The organism is Edaphobacter flagellatus (assembly GCF_025264665.1).
In the GTDB taxonomy this organism is placed as follows: Bacteria; Acidobacteriota; Terriglobia; order Terriglobales; family Acidobacteriaceae; genus Edaphobacter; species Edaphobacter flagellatus.
Window position 1 is genome coordinate 437,826 of sequence record NZ_CP073697.1, and the last position, 25,431, is coordinate 463,256.

Below are 25,431 nucleotides of genomic sequence, written 5' to 3' on the forward strand. Positions count from 1 at the left end.
TCTACCCTTTCAATCTCAGCTCAAACTAGTCCAGTCGAGAATCACTTTACCGGCGCTGCCCGAAATCATGGCGTCGAAACCCTTCTGAAATTCATCAAAGGCGAATCGATGCGTGATGATCGGCGAAATATCCACGCCAGATTCAAGCATCACGGTCATCTTGTACCAGGTCTCATACATCTCACGCCCATAGATGCCCTTGATCGTGAGCATATTAAAGATCACCTGACGCCAGTTTGTCGGCATCTCCTGAGACGGAATACCGAGAATAGCAATCTTGCCGCCGTGGCTCATGTTTTCAATCATGTCGCGCAACGCAATCGGGCTGCCCGACATCTCCAGACCGACATCGAACCCCTCAAGCATTCCAAGTTGTTTCTGGGCTTCAGCAATGGACACTTCATTTGGATTGATGGCCAACGTCGCACCCATTTTTTTTGCCAATCCAAGACGCGAAGAATTGGTATCCGTAACAACAATGTGCCGAGCGCCAGCGTAGCGCACAACGGGTATCGCCATAATGCCGATGGGCCCGGCGCCGGTAATCAAAACATCTTCGCCCAGCACGGGAAACGACAGAGCGGTGTGTACGGCATTTCCGAACGGATCGAAGATGGCGGCTACTTCCTGCTTGATCCCAGGATTATGCCTCCAGATATTCGTCATCGGCAGCGAAATCAGCTCCGCGAATGCTCCAGGGCGATTCACCCCAACCCCTTGCGTGTGAGCACAAAGGTGCCGCCTGCCCGCCAGGCAGTTCCTGCAGCGGCCACATACAACGTGCCCTTCTCCGCTGACGATATCGCCTGGAAAAAAATCATTTACATTCGAGCCGACTCGAACGACCTCTCCGACAAATTCATGCCCGATCGCCATCGGGACAGGAATAGTCTTCTTCGCCCAGTCATCCCAGTTGTAAATATGAACATCTGTTCCGCAGATTCCCGTATAGCGCACACGAACGAGTACATCGTTGATGCCCACGGCCGGTTCGGGGATATCCTCCAGCCAAAGTCCCGGCTCTGCTTTGCTTTTTACCAGTGCCTTCATTTCTATGATCCCTTTCGCAGGAGATTTCGATCTTTCCTAGACTATCCGCATTTAGGAAACAAAACAAAAATAAAAGAAACATTACGATACACAATTTAGGAATTTCAGCAACCGTCCGGCGATTTACTTCAGATAAGAGCGCACCAGATCAATCAGATCTTCCGCCAGTTCCTGCGGCGGCTCCCCCTTGCGTTCGGGCGTGAGCAGATGCAAACGGATGTGATCCTCCAGCACCTCTCCCATCAGGCTGTTGATCCCTCCGCGAACGTTGGCAAGCAGCATCAGGATATCGGCGCAATCGTCTCCGCTGGTAAGCGAGTTCTCGATCGTATTGACCTGCCCCTTGATGCGCTTGATACGCGCAACGAGTTTTTGCTTTTCACTGGCTAGATGAGACATATTTCCTCTTGACGCATATACCCTATGGGGGTATGGTTATTCCTGGAGACGATGATCTGGAATCAGCGCCTCTTAGGAAACTAACAAATGAGTACTGAGTCTGCACAGGAGCCTCCGAGTAGTCGGGGATTCAATCTGGGCTGTACTGAGCTCACGTAAGGCCCCGTCTCGATCGTAGCGCCGCCCTGCCAGCTCATTTACAGCACATACCTGTATTTGAGCGTGAGTTGATTGCAGCCTGCCATCGACTTGCCCTCCCAATCTATGCCGCTATGCCGACGCCACTCGTCACTCTACGACGAGGCGCGATTGCGCCTGCATAAAACGGTATGAGGCAAGTGTCATGAAGAACCTTCTCTTTCTAGACCGCGGAATGAATCATCTGGGCTGCACCTGGATCCCTACAGGTGACCCCAAAGCGCCGCTGAAGTCTGTCTGGATCATTCCAGGCCATCCACATCTCCATTCCTCTTCTCTCCTCTCGGGGGCTCTGCCCTCTGAAGAGGGGCACCTATGCGCACGGTGCGCTTAGCTAACGAAGGCCGCACGGCATAAATGTGCACTGCGGCGCCATCGAAGTACCAACACAAACTCAATCCAACACCAGGCAGTAAGGAGAACGTGAGATGGAAGAACCCGTAGAAAGCGAGCCTCCGCTGGCCGGAGGCTACTCCATCGAAGCGTAGCGACAAACTGCTGCTCGCTTCCTCTGGAGAGATTCACTGAGAGCGAGCTCCTGGTTTTATTCGAGTTCCTCACAACACCGCGACCGCAACTCACGGCGATCGCACGAGTCCACTGGCGGATGCAACCCTGCATCTGCCCAGAACACTCGTGGTGTGCCCAATCGACAGGCGCATCGCAATTGGAGAAAGAACATGGAACACCGCAAACTTTTCGATGACGCATGGACGTATAACACCAATCTACGCGCAGAAGATGGCGCTCCAAGACACAATAGACGGTCAGACCTTCAGGAGCTTGTCATCGTTCCCCTTGGTTTTCTGGTCGCCGTTGTATTGATCTGGTTCGCCGCGTCCATCCATGCCAACGCACAGACAGGCGGCAGAATCGCGGGCACCGTAAAAGATCCCAGCGGAGCCGTCATTGCCAACAGCAGCGTAACCCTCATCCATCTCGGCACCAGGATGACACAAGACACGAAGAGCAACGCCAGCGGCGTATTTACCTTTCCTGTCGTGCCAATCGGACAGTACGAGCTCGATGTTATCGCTGACGGTTTTGCCCCCTACAAGCAAACCAGCCAGTTGAAGATCGATGTCAACAGTGCATTGGCAATCGATGTTGTCCTTCAGGTTGCTGGAGACAACTCCTCTGTCACCATCTCAGAAAACACCGCCGAAGTGCACACAACCGATACACAGCTTGGCCAGACAATTCAGAGCAAGCAGATTCTCGATATCCCGCTGAACGGACGCAGCTATACTGACCTGCTTGCCGTACAAGCTGGGGTTTCCCCCATCACCACAAGCAGCGCAGGCAACTCCAGCTCCGGCGGTGGATTCGGCAGTGTACCGGCTGCGGGTCAATCGAACACCGGTCAGTTCTCTATCCACGGTCAGCGAGAGTCAGACAATGCATACAACCTGAATGGCGCAAGCGTGCAGGAAACAATCGGTCAGCAGGCAGGCATTATTCCAAATCTGGATTCCATTGCAGAATTCCGCATTCTCTCCAGCAACGTGGATGCGGAGTACGGCAGCTTCACCGGCGGCATCATCAACGTCGTCACCAAATCCGGCACGAACTCCTTCCACGGAAGCGTATTCGAGTTCTTCCGCAACACACACCTCGATGCAAGGAACTACTTCTCGCCAGAGCGCGCTGCGTTTCATCAAAATCAGTACGGCGCTACCATCGGTGGCCCGATCCGCAAAGAAAAAATCTTCTTCTTTGCCGACTATCAGGGCCAGCGCTCTACCCAGGGCATCGAAACCGGCTATGTCAACGTGCCTTCTATGGCAAACCGTCAGGGCGACTTCGGCTCAGCGTCGGCATTCACCGGAGTCGTGAACGGTCCTTACCTCGCGCAAACACTCTCAACTCGTCTTGGCTATCAGGTTACGCAGGGTGAATCCTTCTCGCAGATTTTTCCTGATGGCATCATCCCCAAACGTGCATGGGGCCGAGCTCCGCAAAAGATGCTGCAATACATCCCCATGCCCAATATCGGCGTAGACAAATTTTCGAGCGGGGCCTACAAGCGCACTCTCAACGACAACAAATACGGCGCACGAGTTGACTTCAATTCGCCACGCTTTGGCGCATCATCCATCTACTTCTTCCACAATCCCTATCACCTCGACGATCCCTACCCAAGCACGTTGGGCGGCGCCACCGTTCCCGGCAATGGTTTCGCCTATAACGCTCTCTCCTTCGGCTCCGACTCGACACTCGTCTTCAGCAACATCCGCACCTTCGGACCGAATACAGTCAACGAAGCACGACTCGGACTGACGCGCCTGGACAACAAGATCGGCCAGCCAAAAGGCGGAGTAGGCGTTACGCTTGCCGACCAGGGCATACAGGCTGGCGGCCAGGGAATCATTCAGGGCTTCCCGCAACAGGCAGGCGTCGAGGCACTCATCTTCAACACCTTCACCGTAGGTACCAATCCTTTCTCGCTGGGACAGGTCAACAGCACCTACGATCTGTCGGACTCCATCTCACACGTGTGGCGGAACCATAACTTCAAGGCTGGCGGCCGTTACATCTGGTATAAGGTCAAGCAGAATCCGAATCTTGTCGCCAACGGAACCTACACCTTTGCTGCGGCAGGCACGCAGTCAACCGGCAATGACTATGCAGACTTCCTGCTTGGCCTGCCCGACTACTACTCGCAGCAATCCTCACCCACCTTTTACGAGTCGGCAGCCAACGGGGCACTCTTCGCGCAGGACAGCCTCCGCATTCGTCCTACTCTGACCATCAACTACGGCATTCGCTGGGACTACGTGACGCCGTGGGCCGAGAAGTATCACCAGACCACAACCTTCGTCGAAGGCGTACAGTCTGCAACCTTCCCCGGCGCACCTCTGGGCTACCTCGTACCCGGCGACCCGTTGCCTGGCAGAGGCCGTATTCCCGCTGGCATCGCACCAACACCGCTTAACAATTTCTCGCCGCGCTTTGGGTTGGCATACTCTCCAGGCGTAACCGAAGGCTTCATCGGCAAGCTTACCGGTGGCCCCGGCAAAACCAGCATCCGTCTTGGTGGCGGACGCTTCTTCACCTCGCCACAGGGTCTGACGGTTGCTTACCCAACCGGCAATCCTCCGTATGGATTGACTTACACCAGCCCCGAAGCTCCAGTGATGGAAACTCCATTCATCGGCGCACTCACAGGCACGCAATATCTGCAGCAGTTCCCTGTCAACGTGCCGTCGTACAACGTCTCACCCTCTAACCCTGACAACAACGTTGATTGGAGTCGTTACGTTCCGATCAGTGGAGCAGGAAGCGTCTACTACAAGAACAAGACCAGCTATGCGATGCAATACAACCTGACGATCGAGCGTCAGATTGGAGAGAACACTGTCGCAAGCATCGGCTATATCGGCTCGCTTGGCCGCCATCTGCTAACGGTGCGCAGTGCAAATCCCGGCAATCCGGCTTTGTGCCTCAGCCTCAGCCAGCCGTCGGATGTGGCGCCAGGCTCTCCACTCTGTGGCCCGTTTACAGAGAACCTCGTCTTTACGCGCGCCGACGGAACAGTTGTCAACGGAACCCGCAGTCCGTTCCCAAACACCATCGGCACAGACGCCTACTACCAGAACATGGGCAACTCGCACTACAACGGACTCGAGGCAACCTTCAAGCGAACCACCGGCCCGCTCGAGTTCCTTGCCAGCTACACCTTCTCCAAGTCTTACGATCAGACGTCCAGTATCCAGGAGCAGGTTGATCCATACGACTACCGCCGTCTCGATGGCATCTCTGCCTTCGACATCAAACACAACTTCGTCATCAGCTACAGCTACGCACTTCCCTTCGAGCACTTCTTCCGCCCAGGTCGTTTGACCAGCGGATGGAATCTGTCCGGAGTAACACGCTTCGCAACCGGTCTCCCTGTCACATTCGCAAGCTCAGGAGATAACTATCTCGTCCAGGTGCAGAATAACGGCGTAAACGGCATCAGCATCGACATGCCGAACTACGACGGGACGGGGTTCGACATCAACCACAACCCGCGCAATGGAAAACCGTATTTCAACACCGCCGCATTTACGCCCAATGCCCTCGGCACACAAGGCAATTCCAAGCGGCGTATGTTCTACGGCCCCGGAATCGACAACTACGACATGGCTCTGCAAAAGATCACGCGAGTAACCGAAGGACGCTCGCTGGAGCTTCGCATGGAAATGTTCAACGTCTTCAACCACGCGCAGTTCTACCCAAACGCCTCGGTCGACGGAAACATCAGCAATGCAACCTTTGGTCACGTTCTGCGTGCCGCCGATCCACGCATCGGTCAGATTGCTGCAAGGTTCCGCTTCTGATCAGGCTAAGCACTTAACAACAAGAAGGGCCACGATGATCGTGGCCCTTCTTGTTTTGCTTTGCCCTAATTGGTTACTGATGGTTGCCGCCGCCCTGATGCGATCCGCCGCCACTACCGCCACGACGACCGCCGCGACGACGACGTCCGCCCGGACGACGCTGTCCACTTGGAGCGCCCTGGCCGGCCGGACGCGGAGCCCCTTGAGCCGGTGCATCGGCGCGGTTAAAGTTCGGCTCTTCCGCTCCTTCGTCATCACCGTCCTCGAACTCTTCGTCGTCTTCAAAGTCCTCGGCCTCTGCATTTGCAGGAGCCTGCGGAACAGGTCCACGTCCCTCACCATCACCGCTCAGAGGAGCGACTTCCGGCAGACCCAGCTTCGCGCGCTGCTCACGCAGCACAGCTTTGCGCGACAGCTTGATGCGGTTGCCTTCGATCGCCAGCACCTTCACCAGAATCTGATCGCCCTCGCGAAGCTCATCCTTCACTTCCTTCACGCGATGCTCGGCAATCTCCGAGACATGCAGCAGACCATCCGTGCCAGGGAAGATCTCGACGAATGCGCCGAACTCCGCCAGACGAACAACCTTACCCAGATACGTCTTGCCAACCTCAGGAACAGCCGTGAGGTCGCTGATCATCTGGATCGCGCGAGCCAGGCCATCGGCATCGCTTGAAGCCACGTTCACACGGCCCGAATCATCCACGTCGATCTTCACGCCCGTCGCGTCGATGATGCCGCGGATAACCTTACCTCCTGGCCCGATCAGGTCGCGGATCTTATCCGTCGGAATCTGCATCGTGTGGATGCGCGGAGCGAACTTCGACTTCTCCTCGCTCGCGCCTGCGATCACGGCATCCATCTTGTCCAGCAGGAACAGACGGCCGCGACGCGCTTGCTCAAGCGCCTCACGCATGATCTGCGGCGTAATGCCCATGATCTTGATGTCCATCTGCAGCGCGGTAATACCATTGCGCGTTCCGGCCACCTTGAAGTCCATGTCGCCGTAGTGGTCCTCAGCACCGGCAATGTCGGTCAGGATGGCATACTTGTCGCCTTCCTTTACCAGTCCCATCGCCACACCGGCAACCGCGCCCTTCAGCGGAATGCCAGCCTGCATCAGCGACAACGAAGCGCCGCATACCGTCGCCATCGACGACGAACCGTTCGACTCCAGAATGTCCGACACTACGCGCAGCGTATACGGCGACTCATCCTCAGGCGGCAGCACGGCTTCAATCGCACGATGCGCCAGCGCACCATGACCGATCTCGCGACGTCCCACGCCGCTCATCCTGCCCACCTCGCCCACCGAGAACGGCGGGAAGTTGTAGTGCAGCATGAAGCGCTTCTTGACCTCGCCCTCATATGTCTCAATGCGCTGCGCATCGTCGGCGATACCAAGCGTCGCCGAAACCAGCGCCTGCGTCTCACCACGGGTAAACAGTGCTGAGCCATGCACACGCGGAAGCACGCCTACTTCGATATCGATCGCACGAATCTCGTCGAACGCACGATGATCCGGACGGATACGATCATTCAGCACCTGCTCGCGGAAGATGTTCTCGCGCAGCAGCTCATAGTACTTGCTCAGCTTCTTCGCGCCGTCGGAGTCTTCTGGCGAAAGCTCGGCCTTCAACTCGTCCTTGAGCTCCTTCACCTTGGCATAGCTCTCAAACTTCGGATGCTTCTTGGTATCGAGTGCATCTGCCAGCTTCGCGCCAATCTTGTTCTTCAGTGCGTTCAGGTATTCCATATCCGTCTCGACGGCCGTTACCAGACGCTTCTTCTTGCCCGCGCGAGCCACCAGGTCTTCAATCGCAGCGCAGATCTTCTTGATCTCGCCGTGAGCGAACTCAATCGCATCCACCACACGCTCTTCCGGAATCTCATTCGCGCCGGACTCGATCATCACGATGCCGTCCTTCGTGCCGACGACCATGATGTTCAGCTTGCTCTTCTCGCGCTCCGCATAGGTCGGGTTCACGATGAACTGGTCATCGACGATACCAATGCGCACAGCGCCCACCGGGCCATGGAACGGAATATCGCTCAACGCCAGCGCGCAGCTTGCGCCGTTGATGCCGAGAACATCCGGGTCGTTCTCCTTATCCGCCGAGTAAACAAACGCAACCACCTGCGTCTCGTTGCGGAAGGCCTCCGGGAACAGCGGACGAATGGGGCGATCGATCTGACGGCTGGTCAGAATCTCCTTCTCGCTCGGGCGTCCCTCACGCTTGATAAAGCCGCCGGGAATGCGTCCACCCGCATAAGCAAACTCACGATACTCCACGGTCAGCGGGAAGAAGTCGATGCCTTCCTTCGGGTCCGGAGCAGCAACGGCCGTTGCCAGAATTACGTTATCGCCGCTCGTCGTCAGCGCGGCGCCCGAGGCCTGCTTGGCCATGCGCCCCGTCTCAAATTTAATCTGCTTGCCGCCGGCAAGCTCTACAGTGACGTCCTGTTTCATAGTGTTCTCTCTTTTCTCTTCGTATTGGAAACTTGTTCGTGCGCGTCATAGGACAATCTGTTCCGCTGACGCTAAAAAGAGTGCAGGCTGCCTTCGGCCCGTTCTAGCTCCAGACCGTAGGCAGGCTGCACTCTGTTAATTTCTTCATGGGATGATTCGGCTTCAGCCGGCTCGCATCGTCCAGCCTTCATGGCAATCGTTCCACTTGCCACGAGTGACTTCATCAGCGGCTCCAGCAATTGGGCAGTTTTTTGTAGCCCTCAGCGGAATCTGCTGCCGGAATAAAGCAGGCCGAGCATGCTTCCATGGTTGAAATGATGTCTCCGGGAATGCGGGTTACTTGCGGATACCCAGCTTGCCGATCACATCGCGATAGCGGTCGGCATCGCACTTCTTCAGATAATCCAGCAGACGACGGCGCTTGCTCACGAGCATCAGCAGCCCGCGACGCGATCCGTGGTCCTTCTTGTGGGTCTTGAAGTGCTCGGTCAGCTCACCGATACGCTCGCTCAGAATCGCAATCTGAACCTCTGGGCTCCCGGTGTCCGAGTCGTGTGTGCGAAATTTCGCAATAATGTCAGTTTTCTTGGCAGGTGCTAGCACAGCTTTCGTTTACTCCTGATTCTTCTAGTCCACTTTAGTGTTGCTAAAAGAATAACATCGCCCGCAAGTGCAGGCAATGAGCACCCCGCTCCCCGCAGATTGTCCATCTCCCGGACACCGCAAAGTCGCCTGCTTCAGGGCCTACGCTGTTCCGTGGAGTAGCCACGCATCTCGCCCAGCCAGCGCAAAAACCTTGCCGCCTGCCGCTTCTCGCCCCATGCCAGCGCCCAGAAGTCCTTCAGCGTCACCGCCTCGGCCCACTTGCCCGAGTATGTTTCCAGACGCCACCTCAGGTACGGGCTTCGCCACGGCCGCAGCCGATGCCCCTTCGTCGCTTGCCAGATGAACCGTATCCCTTCCATCATCTCTCTCAGTGTAACCTTCGTGCCACGCTGTGAATTCCACCCTCGACCAACTCGAACACGATCTCTCTGCCTCTCTCAGCGGCCTCAATGCCAACCAGACCCAGTTCCACCTCACCGACGACACAACGCGCTGGAGCATTCAGCAGATCGTCCAGCATCTACTGCTCACGTACAACTCCACAGCAACCGCGCTCGAATCCCGCCTTGCCAAAGGCCGTCCCACTTTCTCCAGGCCCAGGCCACAACACCGCGCCATACAGTTCGTCGTTCTAACTCTGGGCCGTATGCCCGGTGGCCGGCAGGCGCCTCCTGAAGTCACACCGTCCCTAGAAACAACACCGCTCTCAGGCGAGCAGCTCACCCACGAAGTGATAAAAGCGCTTCTCCGCCTCGATGACATCTTCACCCAGGCCGAAGAAACCTTCGGCTCCATTCCCTGCCAGAGCCACTTCGTTCTCGGCCCTCTCAGCGCATCTCAGTGGCGACGCTTCCACCTCACGCACGGACGCCATCACATCCGGCAGATCCTTGCCATCCGCCGCGCCCACCGCCTCTAATCTTCCGGCTCCGTCAGGTCTTCCTCAACGCGCAGGTAGCGGCGCATATAACGAAGCGGCTCCTCAGCCATCGCCAGTTCACGCAGATGATACCGCCACGCGTCCTCACGCGCGCTCCGCCGCGTATAGGCCTTGCGCGTCACCGTGGCAACGCTCCCATCAGGCATCTTTCGCTTGAAGGTCTGCGTCGGCACCTCGAAGGTCATCGTCTCGCCCGCCTTCCAGAAGTGCGAAGCAAACTCATGCGAGAACAGCAAAGCGTAGTAGCGTTTTTCCTTCGCCAGCGTCTCGATCGCCGCCTGTCCGTCTGTCCATGGCAACCCGAGCTTCGCAACATACCATTTCTTAAAAGGAAACCCATTGGCATGCGCCTGGCCCACCAGCAACTGTAACAACTCAGCTCGTGTCATCGGAGTCCTTGGAGTCCTTCAATGCAGAATGAAAATACACTCGGGAGCCACCGTGCCAGGACCCGCGCTTTTACGGCTGCGAACGTCTAACATAGGACGAGTTATACACCGACTCTACGAATAAATGATGCCGACAAGCCGCCGCACCGTTTTCTATCTCTCCTCTCGTTCCCTGCGTACCATTCTGGGTTCCGTTTTGGTGCTGTTGACTGCCGTCACTTCCCTGCGCGCACAGGTCAACCCGCACACCGATCCCCTCAACCTCACTCCCGAGGTCCGCGAAGCCCACATCCACTTCTACAACCTCGACTATGACGGTGCTCTCTCCCGCTTCGAGGCCATCCAGCGCGCCAATCCGCAGAACCCCATGGCGACCAACTACGTCCTCTTCACGCTCGTCTTCCGCGAGCTCTACCACCAGGACCTGCTAGACACCACCTACTACGCACACGACTCCTTCCTCACCTCCAAGCGCAACGTCCCCGTCCCCCAGGCCACGCGCGACCGTATCGAACAGCTCACCAATCAGGCCATTGCACAAGCCGACCAGATCATCAAACAGAACCCCAACGATGCAAACGCCTACTTCGCACGCGGCTATGCCAAAGGCATGCACGCATCCTTCATCACCCTCGTCGATCACAGCTACGTCGGTGCCGCCCGCCAGGGTCTCTCCTCACGTCAGGACAGCGAACAGGCCCTCCGCATCGACCCCAACTACGCCGACGCCAAGATGGCCGTTGGCATCCAGCAGTTCGCTGTCGCCTCCCTTCCACGCATTCTCCGCATCATGATCGGCATCACCGGCGTCACCGGCAACAAAGAAAAAGGCCTCGACCTCCTGCGTGAATGCGCTGCTCACGGCACCGTCAATCCCATCGAGTGCCGCACCGCGCTCTCCCTCTTCCTCCGCCACGATGCCCGCTACCCCGAAGCTCTCGCCGTCCAGCACGGCCTCGCGCAGGACTACCCCCACGACTACCTCTTCCGCCTCGAAGAAGCCAATCTCACCAAGGACAAAGGCGACGGCCCCGGAGCCATCGCCGCCTACAAGCGAGTCCTCGACGACGCCCGCAAGCCTGGCTTCTTCGTCGACCCGCGTTTGCAGATGACATACTTCGGACTCGCCGACACACAACGCGGCCAGAACCTCATCGCCGATGCGGCACAGAACTACCTCAACGCCGCCGCCCAGCCCAAGTGCAGCGACTGGCTCAAGCGCCGCGCCCAGCTCAATGCCGGTGAGATGTTCGATCTGCTCCACCAGCGCGACAAGGCCGTCGAACAATACAAACAGGCCTCCGCCGGTGGAGGCGACCAGTCCCAGGCCGACACCGCCCGCAAGTACCTCAAGACTCCCTACACCGGAAGCTGATCTTATCGGGCAGTTTTAGCTGAGTCGCTATAGATGAGCATCTATAGAAAGTGTCATTCCGAGCGAGCCGAGGCGAGTCGAGGAATCCCCGCATTTTGCAGGACGCTCATTAGCGCCAACAGAGACGGCAACCTGCAATACTTATGACGCGAACTTTCCTTCCCATCTCCGCGTATCTCCCCTGGGGAGTTGCACCAAAGCTGTGACAAAATAAAAACGCGCTCCCCTTAGGAGATCTCCCATGTTCTGTACTCGTTGTGGCAAGCCATTGGATCCATCTTCCCGCTTCTGCCCCGCTTGTGGTGCTCCGATTGCGGATACCGCGACGCCTCCGCCTCCCTTTAGCTATACCGGCCAACTCCTGCGTCCGCGCAATAACCGCATGATCGCCGGTGTCTGCGCCGCCTTCGCCCGGCAGTACGGATGGGACGTCACTCTTGTCCGCATCATCGTCGCGATCATCTGTCTCAGCGGTGCCGGAGCCCTCGCTTATTTCATCGCTTGGATCATCATTCCCGAAGAGCCCTACGCCCTGCCCACCAACGGCAACTGAAAGAGAGCAACAGCATTTTGAAGAAGGCCGCCGCAAAGAAGCAAGCATCCCCCATCGATGCACGCCCCTTCACCTATCGCAACCGCACGCTTCATTGCGATTCGGTCAGCCTCGCGGCACTCGCCGCCGAGTATGCAACGCCGCTCTACGTCTACTCGGCGCAGCAGATCGCCTATCGCTTCCAGCTCTTCCAGCAGGCCTTCGCCTCGCGCCCACACACCGTCTGCTACGCCGTTAAAGCCAATTCCTCGCTCGCCATCCTGCGCCTGCTCGGCAAACAGGGTGCAGGCTTCGACATCGTCTCCGGCGGCGAGCTCGAGCGCGTGCGCAAAGCGCACAAGCCTGCGCTCAAAAAAGTCGTCTTCTCCGGCGTCGGCAAGCAGGCGTGGGAGATCGACGCCGCCCTCAAAGCCGGCATCCTCCAGTTCAATGTCGAGTCCGAGATGGAGCTCGACCTCCTCGCCGCACGTGCCGAATCCCTCGGAATCCGCGCCCGCTTCGCTCTCCGCGTCAACCCAGACGTCTTCGCCGAAACCCACCCCTACATCTCCACAGGCCTCTCCGAGCACAAGTTCGGCATCGACATCAAGGCAGCCCGCGCCATCTACCGCCGCGCCGCCAAATCCAAATGGCTCGAGCCCTACGGCGTCTCCGTCCACATCGGCTCGCAGATCCGCAAGGTCGATCCCTTCGCCGCTGCACTCGAACGCGTCACCGCACTCGTCGCCCAGCTTCGTCGCGACGGCCACGACATTCGCGCCATCGACGCCGGTGGCGGCCTCGGCATCGACTATTCCGACGCTCCCTTTGACGCAGCACACCAGGTCGAGCGCTATGCCGCAGCTCTCGCCAAAGGCCTCGCCGACGAAAAGGCCCATCTCCTCCTCGAGCCCGGCCGCTTCCTCGTCGCGCAGGCAGGAGCGCTCCTCACCCGCGTCCTCGTCGTCAAAAAGAACGGCAGAAAAACCTTCGTCATCACCGACGCCGCGATGAACGACCTCATCCGTCCCGCGCTCTACCACGCGCACCACGAGATCGTCCCCGTCCGCCAGTCCAGCGGAAAATCCATCACCGCCGACATCGTAGGCCCCGTCTGCGAATCCGGCGACTTCTTCGCCCGCGACCGCGCTATCGCTGCAGTCAAACCCGGTGACCTCGTAGCTCTCCTCGACGCTGGAGCCTACGGCATGAGCCTCTCCTCCAACTACAACTCCCGCCCCCGCCCCGCCGAAGTCCTCGTCGAAGGCACCAAAGCCAAACTCATTCGGCGCCGCGAAACCGTGCGCGACCAGCTCGCCCCCGAACTTCTCTAGCTTCGCTATCGCCACCACAAGCTACAGAACGTGTCATCCTGCGCGAAGCGGCACAGCCGCTCATAGCCTGCTCCCACGCATAATCCCATCCCTCACCGCCGCCAGCGGAGCCGTAGCATCCAACTCCACTCCCTCTCCCACGCGCCGCACTCCAAGCTCCTTCCACAAAGCATCCAGATCAACCCGCACAGGAGCATCGCTCCACTTCGCATACATCTGCGTCAGCACCCGCGTCCCTGTCGCCTTGTCCCCAATCTCGAACGCACGCTCAATCGGCCAATCCTGATCGATCGTTCCGCCTGCCTCCACGATTGCCCTTAAAGCATCCTGCAGACCTTTCCTGTTCTTCGTCTCTTTTCGAATCTCAACATCGGCAGCAAGACAAAACAGCGCGCCGCCCCAATAGGTCCGCCCCCACGTATGCGTCCGGTCCAGCCCCTCGTCCCCACTCTGCGGCTCGCCCTTCGGCATCCCATCCATCATGTCCCGCCACGCTGCCTTCGCCGAAAGCTCTCCTGCCTGCACCCGGGCAATCGGCTCAACATAGGTAGCCAATCCCTCCTCCATCCAATGGTGCTCATCCGAAAGATTCGGAAAGGCCATATGCGACAGCTCATGCGTGATCATCCAGTCGTCGGCCAACTCCTTCTCCGTCGTCTGTTGACCAAGACTGATCCTCGTGAATCCCGCAAACCCTCCCACACCACCCCACGTCGTCCCACGAAAGACGCCATGACGGTCCCGAACCGGAACAATCAGAACCCGGGCTCTCGCAACGGGAAACCTCCCGTAATACATCGCCACCGCGTGTGCCGCGCCCTTGATCCGCTCAACCACTGGCCCGATCCCAAGGTCCAGTGGCCCCTGCGCAAAATCAACCTGGATCGTCGCGCCCCCCACAGAAACCTCATGAGACGAATCCACCTTCCCATCGCCCCGAAACTGCAGCGCGTATCCGGCTACGGCCAGCACAAGCGCCCCCGCTCCCACCCATCGCCTCTTTGAGCTCATCCGCAGACCGCCTCACCCGTTCGACGGCTTCCGGTCGCTCGTGGATACAACAAACTCCCGGTCAAAAAATCCTGTCAAGTCCCCTTTTCCCCTAATCCAATAAAACTAATAGGGTTACACGTTGCCGATTAATTTCGCCGGCTCGCTATAATAGAAACAGGGCCCAAAGAGACGCTCTCGGAAGCGATCCCGAGACTGCGGGAACCAAGGTAACCGCGCCAATAACTCTTTTCGTCCTAAGACTTTGCGCAAATTCGTACGGGGTGGGAACCCTTCTCGCAACGTGCTAGAATCGCAAGGTCGTAATTACACAAAGACTGAGGTTGTACATGTCCGGCCACTCAAAATGGGCGACGATTAAACATAAGAAGGGCGCCCTCGACGCCAAGCGCGGCAAGATATTTACCCGCCTGATCAAGGAAATCACCATCGCCGCCAAGCTCGGCGGAGGCGACCCCGACGGCAACCCGCGCCTGCGCAGCGCCATTGCCGCCGCCAAGGCCGAGAACATGCCGAACGATAATATCAAGCGTGCCATCCAGCGCGGCACCGGTGAGCTTGAAGGCGCCAGCTACGAAGAAATCACCTACGAGGGTTACGGCCCCGGCGGCGTCGCCATCATCGTCGATGTCCTCACCGACAACAAAAACCGTGCCGTCAGCGAAATCCGCCACGCCTTCTCAAAGAACGGCGGCAACCTCGGCGCCGAAGGTGCCGTCTCGTGGATGTTCACCAAGAAGGGCGTAATCACCATCGCGAAAGACGCTGCCTCCGAAGAGAAGCTGACCGAGATCGTCCTCGAAGCCGGAGCTGAAGACCTATCCGACGAGGGGGAGAACTGGGAAGTCCTCACCGACCCCAAGGACTTTGAGGCTGTGACCAATGCCCTCAAAGCCGCCAACATCGCCACAGAGCACGCCGAGGTCACTAAGATCGCCTCGACCTACACCAAGCTCGAAGGCGCACAGGCTAATGCCATGATTCGTCTTCTGGAGACGATCGAAGACCTCGACGACACGCAAAACGTCTACTCGAACTTCGATATGGACGAAGCACCTGTCGCAGGCTGAGCCGAGCGGTCTATCGTATTTTGAGGGCCGCCGACCATCGGCGGCCTTTCTTCTGCACTTCACGAACAAAATCAAAAAGAGCCAGGAGCAAACAAGAGTGACGAACACAATCCGCCGCACCGCCAGGCACTGCATGCTGGCTCTCTTCCTCATCGCCGCATCTGCTCTCGCTCATGCGCAGGCCAAACCTGCTTCCTCGACTCCCTTCAACTCCATCTCGCGTCCGCTCGGCATCGGCGTCCTCGCGCAGGGCGGTTTTGGCGTGACCGAAGACCGCAACGACTTTAAATTCCTCATGGTCGGCGGACGCACGGGCAAGGTGCTCACCTCCAACTTCGGCCCCGGGCTCCTGCACGGCAACTTTGAATACGGCATCGAGGTCTTTCCCTTCTGGCAGTCCTACACGCCAAAATTCCAACGCCGGTTATGCACGGCTCCCAACGTTTGCTCCGATCCATATACGGTTGGCGGAACCTATAGCGGTGTATCGATTACACCCATATTGCTCAAGTGGAACTTTACTGGTTCCGGCCATAGCAAGATCGTTCCCTGGGCACAGGGCGGGGGCGGCATTATCTGGACCAATCACAAATACCCTCCCTTTGGTGGACCTCCCTACAACGTCAATAACGACGGCCCGGCTGCCAATACCAGCGTCTGGAACTTCACGCCGCAATTCGGTGGAGGCGTGCACTACTTCCTCAAGCCCAACCGCTCGATCGATTTCGGGGCTAACGCCATTCACATCTCATCCGCGTCACTCGGCGATAAAAACCCCGGGGTCAATGCAAGCGTACAATTTTCGGTTGGCTACACATGGTGGAAGTAACGCCTTGCATCCCTGTAACCCTGGCTGTCTAACCTTAGGTCTTGAAACATGAACTCCGAAGCGATCATCGAGTGCGTTCCCAACTTCTCTGAAGGAACCGATTCTATTAAAGTGAGTCGAATTGTCGCCGCCATGCAGGTCGATGGCGTCCGTCTGCTCGACTGGTCGCTCGACACGGCACATAACCGCTCAGTCGTTACCATTGCAGGCCCGGCTGAAGCTGTCATCGAATCCGCTGTTCGCGGCGCTGGCAAAGCAGCAGATCTGATCAACCTCACGAAGCAGAATGGCGTGCATCCACGCATCGGGTCCGCCGATGTCATTCCTTTTATCCCGGTCAGCAAAGCATCTCTGGCCGACTGTGCCCTGCTCGCCCGGCAGGCCGGCTTGCAAATCTGGCGGCGTTACGGCATCCCCGTCTACTTCTATGGAGCCGCAGCAGCCAGGCCGGATCGCCAACAGCTCGAAGATGTTCGCCGCGGCCAGTTCGAAGGTCTACGCGACGCAGTCCACAAAGACGCCTCGCGACGTCCCGATATCGGCGGACCCGAGTTGCACGAGACCGCAGGAGCCTCAGCCGTTGGAGCGCGTAGCTTCCTCATCGCCTATAACGTTCACCTCCGTCAGCCCGACGTTACTGCCGCCCGTGCTATCGCCCGTGATATCAGGGCCTCGAATGGAGGCCTGTACGGCGTCAAAGCACTGGGCGTCCTCGCCAATGGCCGCGCTCAGGTGACCATGAACATCACGGACTATCAGACCGTGCCTATGGCCAAGGTCTATGCCAGAATCCAAGAGCTCGCCCATCGTCATGGTGCAGAGTTAGATGACAGTGAATTGATTGGCCTTATTCCGCAGGCCGCCTACGAGCAAGGGGCCGAGTGGATCACCCGTATTCCGAACTTTGACCCCGCCGAGAAGGTCATCGAGCGGAGGCTGGAAAAACCTCTGAACTGGCTGACCGCTTGATATCTCACGAAATAGGTGGTTTGTACGTCCAAAGTGGCAGATACCAAGACTTGCTTGCCGCAGTCCAAACACGAAAGAATAAAGCGTTGAGCTTCGAATCACGCTCAAGGAGCACTTCATTGCATACCCTCAAGACCATCCTCCCCCTCGCAGCCCTGGCGCTCTCGACGACACTGCTGCCTGCAGCACAACTGTCGAGCGATGCCAAGGCAGCCATCCCACGCGACGTTCAGCAGATCATCGTCGTTGACTACCGTGCGATGCAGAACTCGCAAGCCGCCATGGATCTGAAGGACCGCGTGCTGCCGCCCGAGCTGAAGCGTCTGGAGCAGGCGCTGAAGACCTCCGGCCTCAAGGTCGACCAGGATGCGGACATTCTTACCTTCGCCGCGTTCCGCGAAGGCGCTCAGGGTACCCGCATTGTCGGCATTGCGCAGGGTCAGTTCCATACCCGCGAGATCATGGCGAACTTTGCCAAGAACAAGACCAAGCCCGCGATGCTGCGCAACAACAGCATCTATCCCATGGGTCAGAACGGCATGAGCGTCGTCTTCCTGAACCAGACGACGATGGTCTTCGGTGACCGCGAGTCCGTCAAAGCCGCCCTCGACGCCCGCGATGGACTTACCTCGAACTTCCTGCAGAACGGTGACATGGTGAACGAGATGCTCGCCGTTGATCAGCGCGCCGTCTGGAGTCTGCTCGACCAGAAAGGTACGCAGACTATGATGCGCTCTGTGCTTGGCGAAGCATCGCAGTTGGCGGATTACGATACAGTTCGCAACCGCATGAAGAGCGCTCGCTACACGATGGATTTCCAGAACGGCGTCAAGTTCGATATGGCCGTCGTGATGAGCGATACGATGACCGCGGCGACCTGCGCAACGCTTCTGAAGGGTGTCTCGCTGATGAAGAAGACGCAGGGTTCACCGCTTGAGAAGTCTGCGCTCGACCAGACAACCATCGACTCGAACTCCGGCACGCTGACGGTTGCCTACTCATCTTCCGACAGTCAGTTCGCCAGCCTGCTGAACTCGCCGCTGTTCCAGTCTGTCGTCACACGATAACAAACCTTCGCTCTGACAAAAGAAGGGCAGCTCCGACAAGCTGCCCTTCTTTCTTTTGCTTTACGAACTCAGGCCGCAGTCAGCAACGGCATCACACGAGCCTTCACCTGATCCGCTGTGAATGGCTTACAGATATAACCTTGCGCTCCGGCAGCGATCGCCCGCAGGACGAATGGCTCACTTCCTTCCGTCGTAATCATCACAACCGGAACGCCAGGCGCGAGCTTCTGATCTCGCCGCGCCTCAAGAAACTGTAGTCCGTCCATCACCGGCATATTGATATCGCTCATGATGAGGCCAATCTTGGCCGCACTGTCGCTATCGGCTCGCAGCGCAGCAAGCGCCTCTTCCCCGTTTGAAGCCTCCACCACCTCAGTCAGTTCGAGACCGGACTGCCGCAGCGCCCGCTCGATCACCTTTCTCATCACCGCCGAATCATCAATGATTAATGCCCGCACCTGTCCTCCGCTCGTCTTCGACTCTCCTTTTCTCATATCGTCTCTTTCCCGCAATTCTTGAGAGCGCTCCCTTCTGCCTAAATTTTCTCTAACGCAAGCATGCCGAACTTTGGCACGCGACCTGCTTCAGTCTCCGGCATGGACAGTGGACTCTATGCCGCATACACCGGCCTGGCCGCTCGCACGCAGGCGCTCGACACCGCCGCCAACAATGTAGCGAACGCGGGCACCAACGGCTTCCGCGCACAACGCGACTACTTCCGCGGTGTTCTTGTCGAAGGGCTCGCTGCCGACTCGCTGGCGCAGTCTCAGGTCGGCCAGACAGTCAACGGCTTCGGCATCCTGGGGGGCAACGCGCTCGATATGGGGCAAGGACAGCTTGCCGCCACGGGCAATCCTCTCGACCTGGCGATTCAAGGACAGGGTTTCTTCGCCGTCCAGACAGCTAATGGAGTCCGTTACACACGCGATGGCGCATTTACGCGCTCTTCAACGGGAGTTCTTCAGACAAGCCAGGGAGAACCGGTACTGGATGCGAACCAAAAGACCATCACGATTCCCAGCGGAGATATTCGTATCTCGTCCGACGGCAGTGTCTCCGTTACGAACCAGGACGGAAGCGCACTGGTTGGCCAGATAGGCATCTTCGACTTCGCGAATCGATATGCGCTGACGGCAGAGGGAGTCAACCGTTTTGCGGCTGGCGACGCCAAGCCGATCGCAGCCACTGGCTCTATACAGCAAGGCGCTATTGAAGGCGCCAATCAGGATGCCATTCACGGCACGATGCAGCTTGTTCTGGTGCAGCGTCAGGCAGAGATGATGCAGAAGGCGCTCAGCGTCTTCAATAACGATTTTGACAAGACCGCGGCTGAAGAGCTGCCGCGAGTCTGAGCTTCACCTGAGAGGACACACATCATGATTCGAGCTTTGTATACGGCAGCAAGCGGTATGAGCGCACAGCAGGCGAACCTGGATACCGTCGCCAACAATCTTGCGAACTCTGCGACTGCAGGATTTCGACGTCGCAGACTCCAGTTCGAAGACATGATTTATCAGAACATGATCACTCCCGGGTCACCGGAAAGCCAGCAGACCACTGCTGCCGGTCTGCAGATTGGTCTCGGCACGCGTTCGGCTGCGACGGAGATGGTGATGACGCAAGGTGACTTCAATCAGACAGGCAATAGCCTGGATCTTGCGATTCAAGGCGCCGGGTTCTTTCAGATCACAAGGCCTGACGGCACAATTGCCTATACCCGTGCGGGAAACTTTCATCGCAACAACCAAGGAACGATCGTAACAGCCGAGGGAGATACGCTCCTGCCTTCGATCACCATCCCCTCGAACGCTACAAACATCACGATCTCACAGTATGGCGTTATCTCGGCGACGATCCCAGGACAAGCAACACCTTCGCAGCTTGGCACCATTCAGCTTGCAACTTTCGCCAATCCGGGCGGCTTGAACTCAATTGGCGGAAATCTGTTTCAACAAACGGGGTCATCAGGCAATGCTATTACGGATGTTCCCGGTGGCAATACAGGCATGGGAACACTGCAGCAGGGATATCTCGAAAACTCGAACGTCGATGTCGTCGCTGAATTTGTGCAGATGATTCTGGCGCAGCGCGCTTACGAGAGCAACTCAAAGGTAGTACACGTTGCGGATGACATGTACTCGCAGATCAACAACATGGTTCGTTGAAGAATCCAGCGGAGATGTTAATGAGAGTTCCTGTATCTGATCTTAAAATATTGCTTTTCGGTGCAGTCACTCTTCACCCTACCTCTTTATCTGCGGCTGTATGTGTTCCCGTGACAAAATCTCCTGTCGCCACAACCGAAATGGCGATTGCACCTGCAGGATATCGTGTGCAGACAGTACGATGGGACCCTGTACTGCAGCGCAGATGGGCCACCGTAAGCTCATGCGAGCATCCCGAGTGGCCTCCATACACAGTGCTGCTGCGAGATGGAGGCGCATCTTCTAACAAGATTGCACATCCCTCAATTGTCGTGCATATCGGAGATACGGTTCGACTGCGAAACCAGGAAAAATTTCTCCGTATCGAAATGGCTGTCATTGCTGAGGAAGGCGGAGCGCTGGGGGACACTATACGCGTTCGCCTCCCGGGTCTTGCAACATCAGAAAGCACTTCTGGCCTCGGTTCTTTTCCTAGAACAGCGCGGGCTGTTGTGTTGGGACCGCATGACGTGGAGATGGAACCATGAGCCGAAGCACGCCGAATCAACCTGAAAACGAACTCATACCCGCAGAGCAGGAAGCAACTCCTGCGCTATTTGGTGCGCTCTCCATGTCCCGTTCTCATCAGTCTGAGCTTTACCGGTTTGCATTTTTCACCGCATTAATCCTTCTGCTGCTGTTGGCCGCAAGCCTGCATGCCCAAACGATTGCCGATAAGCTTTCCTTGAAGCAGAAGCCGAATCCTGCAGCCACGTCGCTGGAGTCTTACCTGGAGCGAGTACGGACGTATAACTCCTCTCCTGCAACCGCCGGTTCCATCTGGAACGACAGCGGCAGGCTCACCCGTATGATGACGGACGTGCGCGCCATGCGTCCTCACGACCTAATCTCTGTCGTTGTCTCCGAGAGCCTGGCAGCATCGACGGATGGTACCGTGAAGAACTCACGCGCATCGAATGCAAGCTCACAGGTCTCGAATCTCTTCGGCACCCTTCATGCGGGCAACGCGTTACAGAACCTTATTAACCAGAACTCTGCAGCGGGCCTGAATGCTCAGGGCACAAGCGCCACCAACTCCAGCTTAAGCACCATTCTTGGCGGCCAGGTCATCGAGGTGCTACCGAACGGCATGCTCGTCATCGAGGCTGCGCGGCAGGTGGAATTCAGCCAGCAGACGCAAACGATCGTGCTGCGCGGTATCGTGCGCCCTGAAGACATCTCACAGCAGAACCAGATCCTTTCGACTGCGATTTCGAGCCTTGAGCTCGAGGTTCGAGGCAAAGGAATTATTACCGACTATACGCACCGACCAAACGCTCTGGTCAGGTTGTTGCAACGGGCGTTGATCTTCTAATCGCAGAGGCCATGCAGATATGAAACAACTGGTATCCATACCGTCGAAATGGCTTCTATCCATTGGGGCTTATGTTGCTCTTTTATCCATAGCATCTGCCCAAACGTTCGCTTCGGATATTACCTCTACTGCACATCAGGCTCGCGTAAAGGACATTGCCACGATTGAAGGCATACGCGATAACCAGCTTGTTGGCTACGGAATCGTAGTAGGCCTGCAAGGTACAGGTGATAGTCAGCAGACGGCATTCCCAACGCAAACGCTGGCATCGACGTTGCTGCGCATGGGAGTCAGCGTCCCCGCAGGAGCCATTCGGGTGCAGAACCTGGCAGCCGTCTTCGTATCAGCGACGCTGCCACCGTTCTCACGGCCCGGCACGAAGCTTGATATCACCGTCTCCTCTGCAGGAGACGCTCGCAGCCTGGAAGGCGGCCTACTGCTGATGACTCCGCTGTACGGAGCCGACGGAAAGATCTATGCGCAGGCACAAGGCCCTCTGGTCGTTGGCGGATACTCCATCGGAGCGAACGGCAATCTAAAGCAGGTGAATCATCCAAACACGGCGCGAGTTCCCTATGGCGGCATCGTCGAACGCGCAGTGCCGCTTGATTTTGCAGAACAGCGCCAGTTTTCGCTCTTGCTCAACGACGCCGACTTTCGCAGTGCAGAAGGAGTTGCCTCAGCGATTAATCATGCCGTTGGCCGCACTGCAGCCCATGTCGTCGACAGCAGGCGAATCAACTTAAGTGCTGCGGGTGGTGAGGAGGTTCCAGCCTTTCTCGCACAGGTGGAATCGGTTGAAGTTCCCGTCTTCCCACGCGCGAAGGTCATCGTCAACGAACGTACAGGGACAGTGGTGATTGGCGGAACTGTTGTGCTACAGCCGGTATCGATTCTTCATGGTGGGCTGGCCGTCAATGTCGTGAGTGAGTTTCAGGTCTCTCAGCCCAATGCATTTGGCCGAGGAGATACGAAGGTCGTACGGCAGACCAGCGTCGATGCTCTGGACAAACCCGTCAACAGAATTGAACTGAAACAGGGGGCTACTGTGGATGATCTAGTTCGCAGTCTGCAAACAATCGGCGCCTCGGCGAGAGACGTCATTTCGATTCTGCAGGCAATGAAGTCTGCCGGTGCGCTGGAAGCGGAGATTGAAGTCCTATGACCGTTACTTTGGATGGCGTAAACACAAATTTACCGTCTGTCGATACAGAGCGGCGCTCTAAACTTGCGGATGCGGCGCAACAGTTTGAGGCAATGATGCTCCAGGAGCTCCTAAAGCCCATGCGATCCGGTGAAGACGATCTGAGCGGAGAGAAGAACGAGGATAGCTCTATGGATACCATTGCGAGCTTTGGCACAGAGGCCGTTGCAAAAGCCATCTCGAAGAGCGGAGGCTTAGGAATTGCAAGGCAGATTATTCAACAGCTTTCTACGCGTGAGCCGTCTGCATCTGGGCAGGAAATTTCAAAATGAGTACTAAAGTTTGCTCAAGCTGCGCCGATATGCTCAAGTAGACGGAGGACGATGATGAGTTTTGGAGATGGAATTGGCGAGCTGAAAAACGTGCTGAGCACACTCACTCCTGTCGGTGAGGCGCAAGCCGCATCGCGCCCTGCAAATACGACTCTGCCTGCATCGAGCGGAACGGCACCAGCGGATGAAGCGAGCCTGAGTTCCGCCAGCGGTTTGGTTTCAAAGGCTCTGGCAACTCCCGATGTTCGGATGGAAAAAGTGGAAGCTCTGCGGCAGGCCATTGCAGATGGCAGCTATCAGGTTCCGTCCTCTGAAGTTGCCGGCAAAGTGATCGAATCGTTGATCAAATAGTGACACCTATCCTTCAACAGCATTAAGCACTTCAAGTCATCCAATTTCACGACAGCACCTGCAACTACGCGGGCACGATCGATCTTCGCCTCTGGCAGAAATGTGAGTAACGCATGGGAACAGTTAACTCATTGATGGATATGGCACGACAGGCCCTGATGGCCGACCAGGCAGCACTTGGTGTCATATCAAACAATGTCGCTAATCAAAATACGCCAGGCTACACACGGCAGGTTGTCAACTGGCAATCGCGAGATAGTGTGACCATCGGTGCTTATACAGTTGGCGGAGGTGTAGATGTTGGCTCGCAGGGAGTATCGCAACGGGACCGCATTCTGGAACAGCGCGTACAGCAACAGACCCAGACGCAGGCTCAGAGTCAGGCATTGGAAGACGCGTTGACTCAGATACAAAATGTCTTTGGTCTTAGCTCAACATCTACTTCTGCCAGCACGACGGCGCTGGGCTCAGCTATTGACTCCTTCTTCAACTCACTCTCTTCCCTGTCGGCGAATCCTTCAGATATGCCGACACGCCAGAAGGTTCTCGCCGCATCTCAAAATCTGGCCAGTGCTTTCAATTCTGCAGCCAACCAGATAACACAGATATCGACCAACCTCGACAAACAGGTTGCCGGAAACGTCGATCAGATCAATACGCTGACTGCGACGATTGCCACGCTCAATCAGAAGATCAGCAGCGCTTCTCCGAATACGGACGCCGGAGTTCTCGAAGATCAGCGTCAACAGGCTATCGCCCAGCTCTCCCAGTACGTCGGGCTGAATCAGATTACGAATGAAGCGAACGGTATCACACTTACAACAAGCAATGGAGCTGTGCTCGTAAGCGGTGGACAATCCCCTGCCCTAAGCACAACGCTTGTTGGAGGGGTCACTCACATCATCGCGGGGCCGACCAGTCAGGACGTCACCTCAGGCCTGACCGGCGGCTCACTCGGCGGAATTCTCGCAGCTAGAGATCAACAGATTCCAGTATTTCAAAACGCCCTTGATAACCTTGCCTATTCAATTGGGACACAGGTTAACACCGTGAATGCGCAGGGGCTGGATGGCTACGGAAACCCTGGCCAAGCAATCTTCGCTCTTCCGGCAACTGTATCGAATGCTGCAGCCCAGATTCAGGTCATCGCCAGCGATCCGCAGGCCATTGCCGCCGCAGCAATTGGTGAAGGCACTACCGGCAATAGCAATGCGTTGGCCTTGTCCCACCTTGCAACCACCGCTATCGCCTCAGGACAGACGGCATCGAACTTCTTTTCATCCTTTCTTGCTCAGATAGGAAGCGCTGCGGCAGGAGCAACAGCAGACAATACGGCACAACAGGCTATTCTTTCGCAGCTCACATCGCAGCGTAACGCGCTTTCGGGTGTCTCGCTCGATGAAGAAGCCGCAAACCTGACGAATTATCAACGTGCCTACCAGGCGGCAGCCAAGGTTTTTTCGATTGCCGATTCGGTAATGACAAGCGCGATCAACCTTGGCGTAACCACTTCTGTCTCCTAAT

25 protein-coding genes are annotated in these 25,431 nt (G+C 57.1%); 17 read left to right on the forward strand and 8 right to left on the reverse strand.

The features are described 5' to 3' along the window. Positions 1 to 15: 15 nt before the first annotated feature. Both tdh and KFE13_RS01820 read right to left on the reverse strand, forming a co-directional pair. Positions 16 to 1,050 carry an L-threonine 3-dehydrogenase gene (gene tdh, locus KFE13_RS01815; RefSeq protein ID WP_260705417.1) on the reverse strand — a complete coding sequence of 345 codons (1,035 nt, stop codon included), beginning with the start codon at positions 1,048 to 1,050 and terminating at the stop codon, positions 16 to 18. A gap of 123 nt (positions 1,051 to 1,173) precedes the next feature. Continuing rightward, complete coding sequence (locus KFE13_RS01820; protein WP_260705418.1) at positions 1,174 to 1,449, reverse strand: metal/formaldehyde-sensitive transcriptional repressor; 276 nt, start codon at positions 1,447 to 1,449, stop codon at positions 1,174 to 1,176. An 878-nt stretch (positions 1,450 to 2,327) separates the two neighbouring features. On the opposite strand from KFE13_RS01820, the gene KFE13_RS01825 reads away from it, so the two are divergent. Next, on the forward strand, positions 2,328 to 5,969 hold the full coding sequence (locus KFE13_RS01825) for a TonB-dependent receptor (protein WP_260705419.1): 3,642 nt from the start codon (positions 2,328 to 2,330) through the stop codon (positions 5,967 to 5,969). Between the two features lie 73 nt (positions 5,970 to 6,042). Here KFE13_RS01825 and pnp read toward each other — a convergent pair whose 3' ends face one another. The 3 genes from pnp to KFE13_RS01840 all read right to left on the reverse strand — a co-directional run bounded on the left by pnp (position 6,043) and on the right by KFE13_RS01840 (position 9,407). After that, positions 6,043 to 8,439, reverse strand: a complete 2,397-nt coding sequence (gene pnp, locus KFE13_RS01830) for a polyribonucleotide nucleotidyltransferase (RefSeq protein WP_260705420.1) — start codon at positions 8,437 to 8,439, stop codon at positions 6,043 to 6,045. 336 nt (positions 8,440 to 8,775) lie between these two features. After that, positions 8,776 to 9,042 (reverse strand): 30S ribosomal protein S15, encoded by a 267-nt coding sequence (gene rpsO, locus KFE13_RS01835; RefSeq protein WP_026393045.1) that lies wholly within the window; start codon positions 9,040 to 9,042, stop codon positions 8,776 to 8,778. A 134-nt stretch (positions 9,043 to 9,176) separates the two neighbouring features. Beyond that, positions 9,177 to 9,407: a hypothetical protein gene (locus tag KFE13_RS01840; RefSeq protein ID WP_260705421.1), complete on the reverse strand. Its 231-nt coding sequence runs from the start codon at positions 9,405 to 9,407 to the stop codon at positions 9,177 to 9,179. 29 nt (positions 9,408 to 9,436) lie between these two features. Here KFE13_RS01840 and KFE13_RS01845 point away from each other — a divergent pair, with 29 nt between their 5' ends. Next, the gene (locus KFE13_RS01845) at positions 9,437 to 9,964 is read left to right on the forward strand and encodes a DUF1569 domain-containing protein (RefSeq protein WP_260705422.1); all 528 of its coding nucleotides are present in this window, start codon (positions 9,437 to 9,439) and stop codon (positions 9,962 to 9,964) included. Here the strand turns inward: KFE13_RS01845 and KFE13_RS01850 are convergent. Further along, positions 9,961 to 10,374, reverse strand: coding sequence for a hypothetical protein (locus tag KFE13_RS01850; protein WP_260705423.1), 414 nt, complete (start codon positions 10,372 to 10,374; stop codon positions 9,961 to 9,963). The two genes, KFE13_RS01845 and KFE13_RS01850, sit on opposite strands and share 4 nt — an antisense overlap. Before the next feature lie 124 nt (positions 10,375 to 10,498). Here KFE13_RS01850 and KFE13_RS01855 point away from each other — a divergent pair, with 124 nt between their 5' ends. The 3 genes from KFE13_RS01855 (at position 10,499) to lysA (ending at position 13,615) form a co-directional block, all read left to right on the forward strand. Further along, on the forward strand, positions 10,499 to 11,749 hold the full coding sequence (locus KFE13_RS01855) for a tetratricopeptide repeat protein (RefSeq protein ID WP_260705424.1): 1,251 nt from the start codon (positions 10,499 to 10,501) through the stop codon (positions 11,747 to 11,749). A gap of 241 nt (positions 11,750 to 11,990) precedes the next feature. Next, positions 11,991 to 12,302, forward strand: a complete 312-nt coding sequence (locus tag KFE13_RS01860) for a PspC domain-containing protein (RefSeq protein ID WP_260705425.1) — start codon at positions 11,991 to 11,993, stop codon at positions 12,300 to 12,302. 17 nt (positions 12,303 to 12,319) lie between these two features. After that, a complete protein-coding gene (lysA, locus tag KFE13_RS01865; RefSeq protein WP_260705426.1) occupies positions 12,320 to 13,615 on the forward strand; it encodes a diaminopimelate decarboxylase in 1,296 nt (431 codons plus the stop codon). Positions 13,616 to 13,675: 60 nt separating this feature from the next. Here the strand turns inward: lysA and KFE13_RS01870 are convergent, their stop codons facing one another. Continuing rightward, entirely contained in the window at positions 13,676 to 14,626 is a 951-nt protein-coding gene (locus KFE13_RS01870; RefSeq protein ID WP_260705427.1) for a gluzincin family metallopeptidase, read from the reverse strand. 329 nt (positions 14,627 to 14,955) lie between these two features. Here KFE13_RS01870 and KFE13_RS01875 point away from each other — a divergent pair, with 329 nt between their 5' ends. The 4 genes from KFE13_RS01875 to KFE13_RS01890 all read left to right on the forward strand — a co-directional run bounded on the left by KFE13_RS01875 (position 14,956) and on the right by KFE13_RS01890 (position 18,561). Then, positions 14,956 to 15,696: a YebC/PmpR family DNA-binding transcriptional regulator gene (locus KFE13_RS01875; protein ID WP_260705428.1), complete on the forward strand. Its 741-nt coding sequence runs from the start codon at positions 14,956 to 14,958 to the stop codon at positions 15,694 to 15,696. A 97-nt stretch (positions 15,697 to 15,793) separates the two neighbouring features. Continuing rightward, positions 15,794 to 16,525: an acyloxyacyl hydrolase gene (locus tag KFE13_RS01880; protein ID WP_260705429.1), complete on the forward strand. Its 732-nt coding sequence runs from the start codon at positions 15,794 to 15,796 to the stop codon at positions 16,523 to 16,525. A 48-nt stretch (positions 16,526 to 16,573) separates the two neighbouring features. After that, positions 16,574 to 17,494: a glutamate formimidoyltransferase gene (gene ftcD, locus KFE13_RS01885; RefSeq protein WP_260705430.1), complete on the forward strand. Its 921-nt coding sequence runs from the start codon at positions 16,574 to 16,576 to the stop codon at positions 17,492 to 17,494. 119 nt (positions 17,495 to 17,613) lie between these two features. Then, positions 17,614 to 18,561, forward strand: coding sequence for a hypothetical protein (locus tag KFE13_RS01890; protein WP_260705431.1), 948 nt, complete (start codon positions 17,614 to 17,616; stop codon positions 18,559 to 18,561). Between the two features lie 68 nt (positions 18,562 to 18,629). On the opposite strand, the gene KFE13_RS01895 is transcribed toward KFE13_RS01890, so the two are convergent. Further along, positions 18,630 to 19,055, reverse strand: a complete 426-nt coding sequence (locus KFE13_RS01895) for a response regulator (RefSeq protein ID WP_260705432.1) — start codon at positions 19,053 to 19,055, stop codon at positions 18,630 to 18,632. A gap of 63 nt (positions 19,056 to 19,118) precedes the next feature. Here KFE13_RS01895 and KFE13_RS01900 point away from each other — a divergent pair, with 63 nt between their 5' ends. The 8 genes from KFE13_RS01900 to flgK all read left to right on the forward strand — a co-directional run bounded on the left by KFE13_RS01900 (position 19,119) and on the right by flgK (position 25,430). Further along, positions 19,119 to 19,913 carry a flagellar hook-basal body protein gene (locus KFE13_RS01900; RefSeq protein ID WP_313900670.1) on the forward strand — a complete coding sequence of 265 codons (795 nt, stop codon included), beginning with the start codon at positions 19,119 to 19,121 and terminating at the stop codon, positions 19,911 to 19,913. Positions 19,914 to 19,937: 24 nt separating this feature from the next. After that, positions 19,938 to 20,726, forward strand: coding sequence for a flagellar basal-body rod protein FlgG (gene flgG, locus KFE13_RS01905; RefSeq protein ID WP_260705433.1), 789 nt, complete (start codon positions 19,938 to 19,940; stop codon positions 20,724 to 20,726). A gap of 140 nt (positions 20,727 to 20,866) precedes the next feature. Then, entirely contained in the window at positions 20,867 to 21,253 is a 387-nt protein-coding gene (locus KFE13_RS18640; protein ID WP_390891610.1) for a flagella basal body P-ring formation protein FlgA, read from the forward strand. Continuing rightward, positions 21,250 to 22,080 (forward strand): flagellar basal body L-ring protein FlgH, encoded by an 831-nt coding sequence (locus tag KFE13_RS01910; RefSeq protein WP_260705434.1) that lies wholly within the window; start codon positions 21,250 to 21,252, stop codon positions 22,078 to 22,080. Before KFE13_RS18640 ends, KFE13_RS01910 begins: the two co-directional genes overlap by 4 nt. 19 nt (positions 22,081 to 22,099) lie before the next feature. Continuing rightward, positions 22,100 to 23,245 (forward strand): flagellar basal body P-ring protein FlgI, encoded by a 1,146-nt coding sequence (locus KFE13_RS01915; protein ID WP_260705435.1) that lies wholly within the window; start codon positions 22,100 to 22,102, stop codon positions 23,243 to 23,245. Further along, on the forward strand, positions 23,242 to 23,556 hold the full coding sequence (locus KFE13_RS01920; RefSeq protein ID WP_260705436.1) for a rod-binding protein: 315 nt from the start codon (positions 23,242 to 23,244) through the stop codon (positions 23,554 to 23,556). Before KFE13_RS01915 ends, KFE13_RS01920 begins: the two co-directional genes overlap by 4 nt. A 51-nt stretch (positions 23,557 to 23,607) precedes the next feature. Next, positions 23,608 to 23,907: a flagellar biosynthesis anti-sigma factor FlgM gene (flgM, locus tag KFE13_RS01925; protein ID WP_260705437.1), complete on the forward strand. Its 300-nt coding sequence runs from the start codon at positions 23,608 to 23,610 to the stop codon at positions 23,905 to 23,907. A gap of 140 nt (positions 23,908 to 24,047) precedes the next feature. Next, on the forward strand, positions 24,048 to 25,430 hold the full coding sequence (flgK, locus tag KFE13_RS01930) for a flagellar hook-associated protein FlgK (RefSeq protein ID WP_260705438.1): 1,383 nt from the start codon (positions 24,048 to 24,050) through the stop codon (positions 25,428 to 25,430). The last annotated feature ends 1 nt before the right edge of the window (position 25,431 follow it).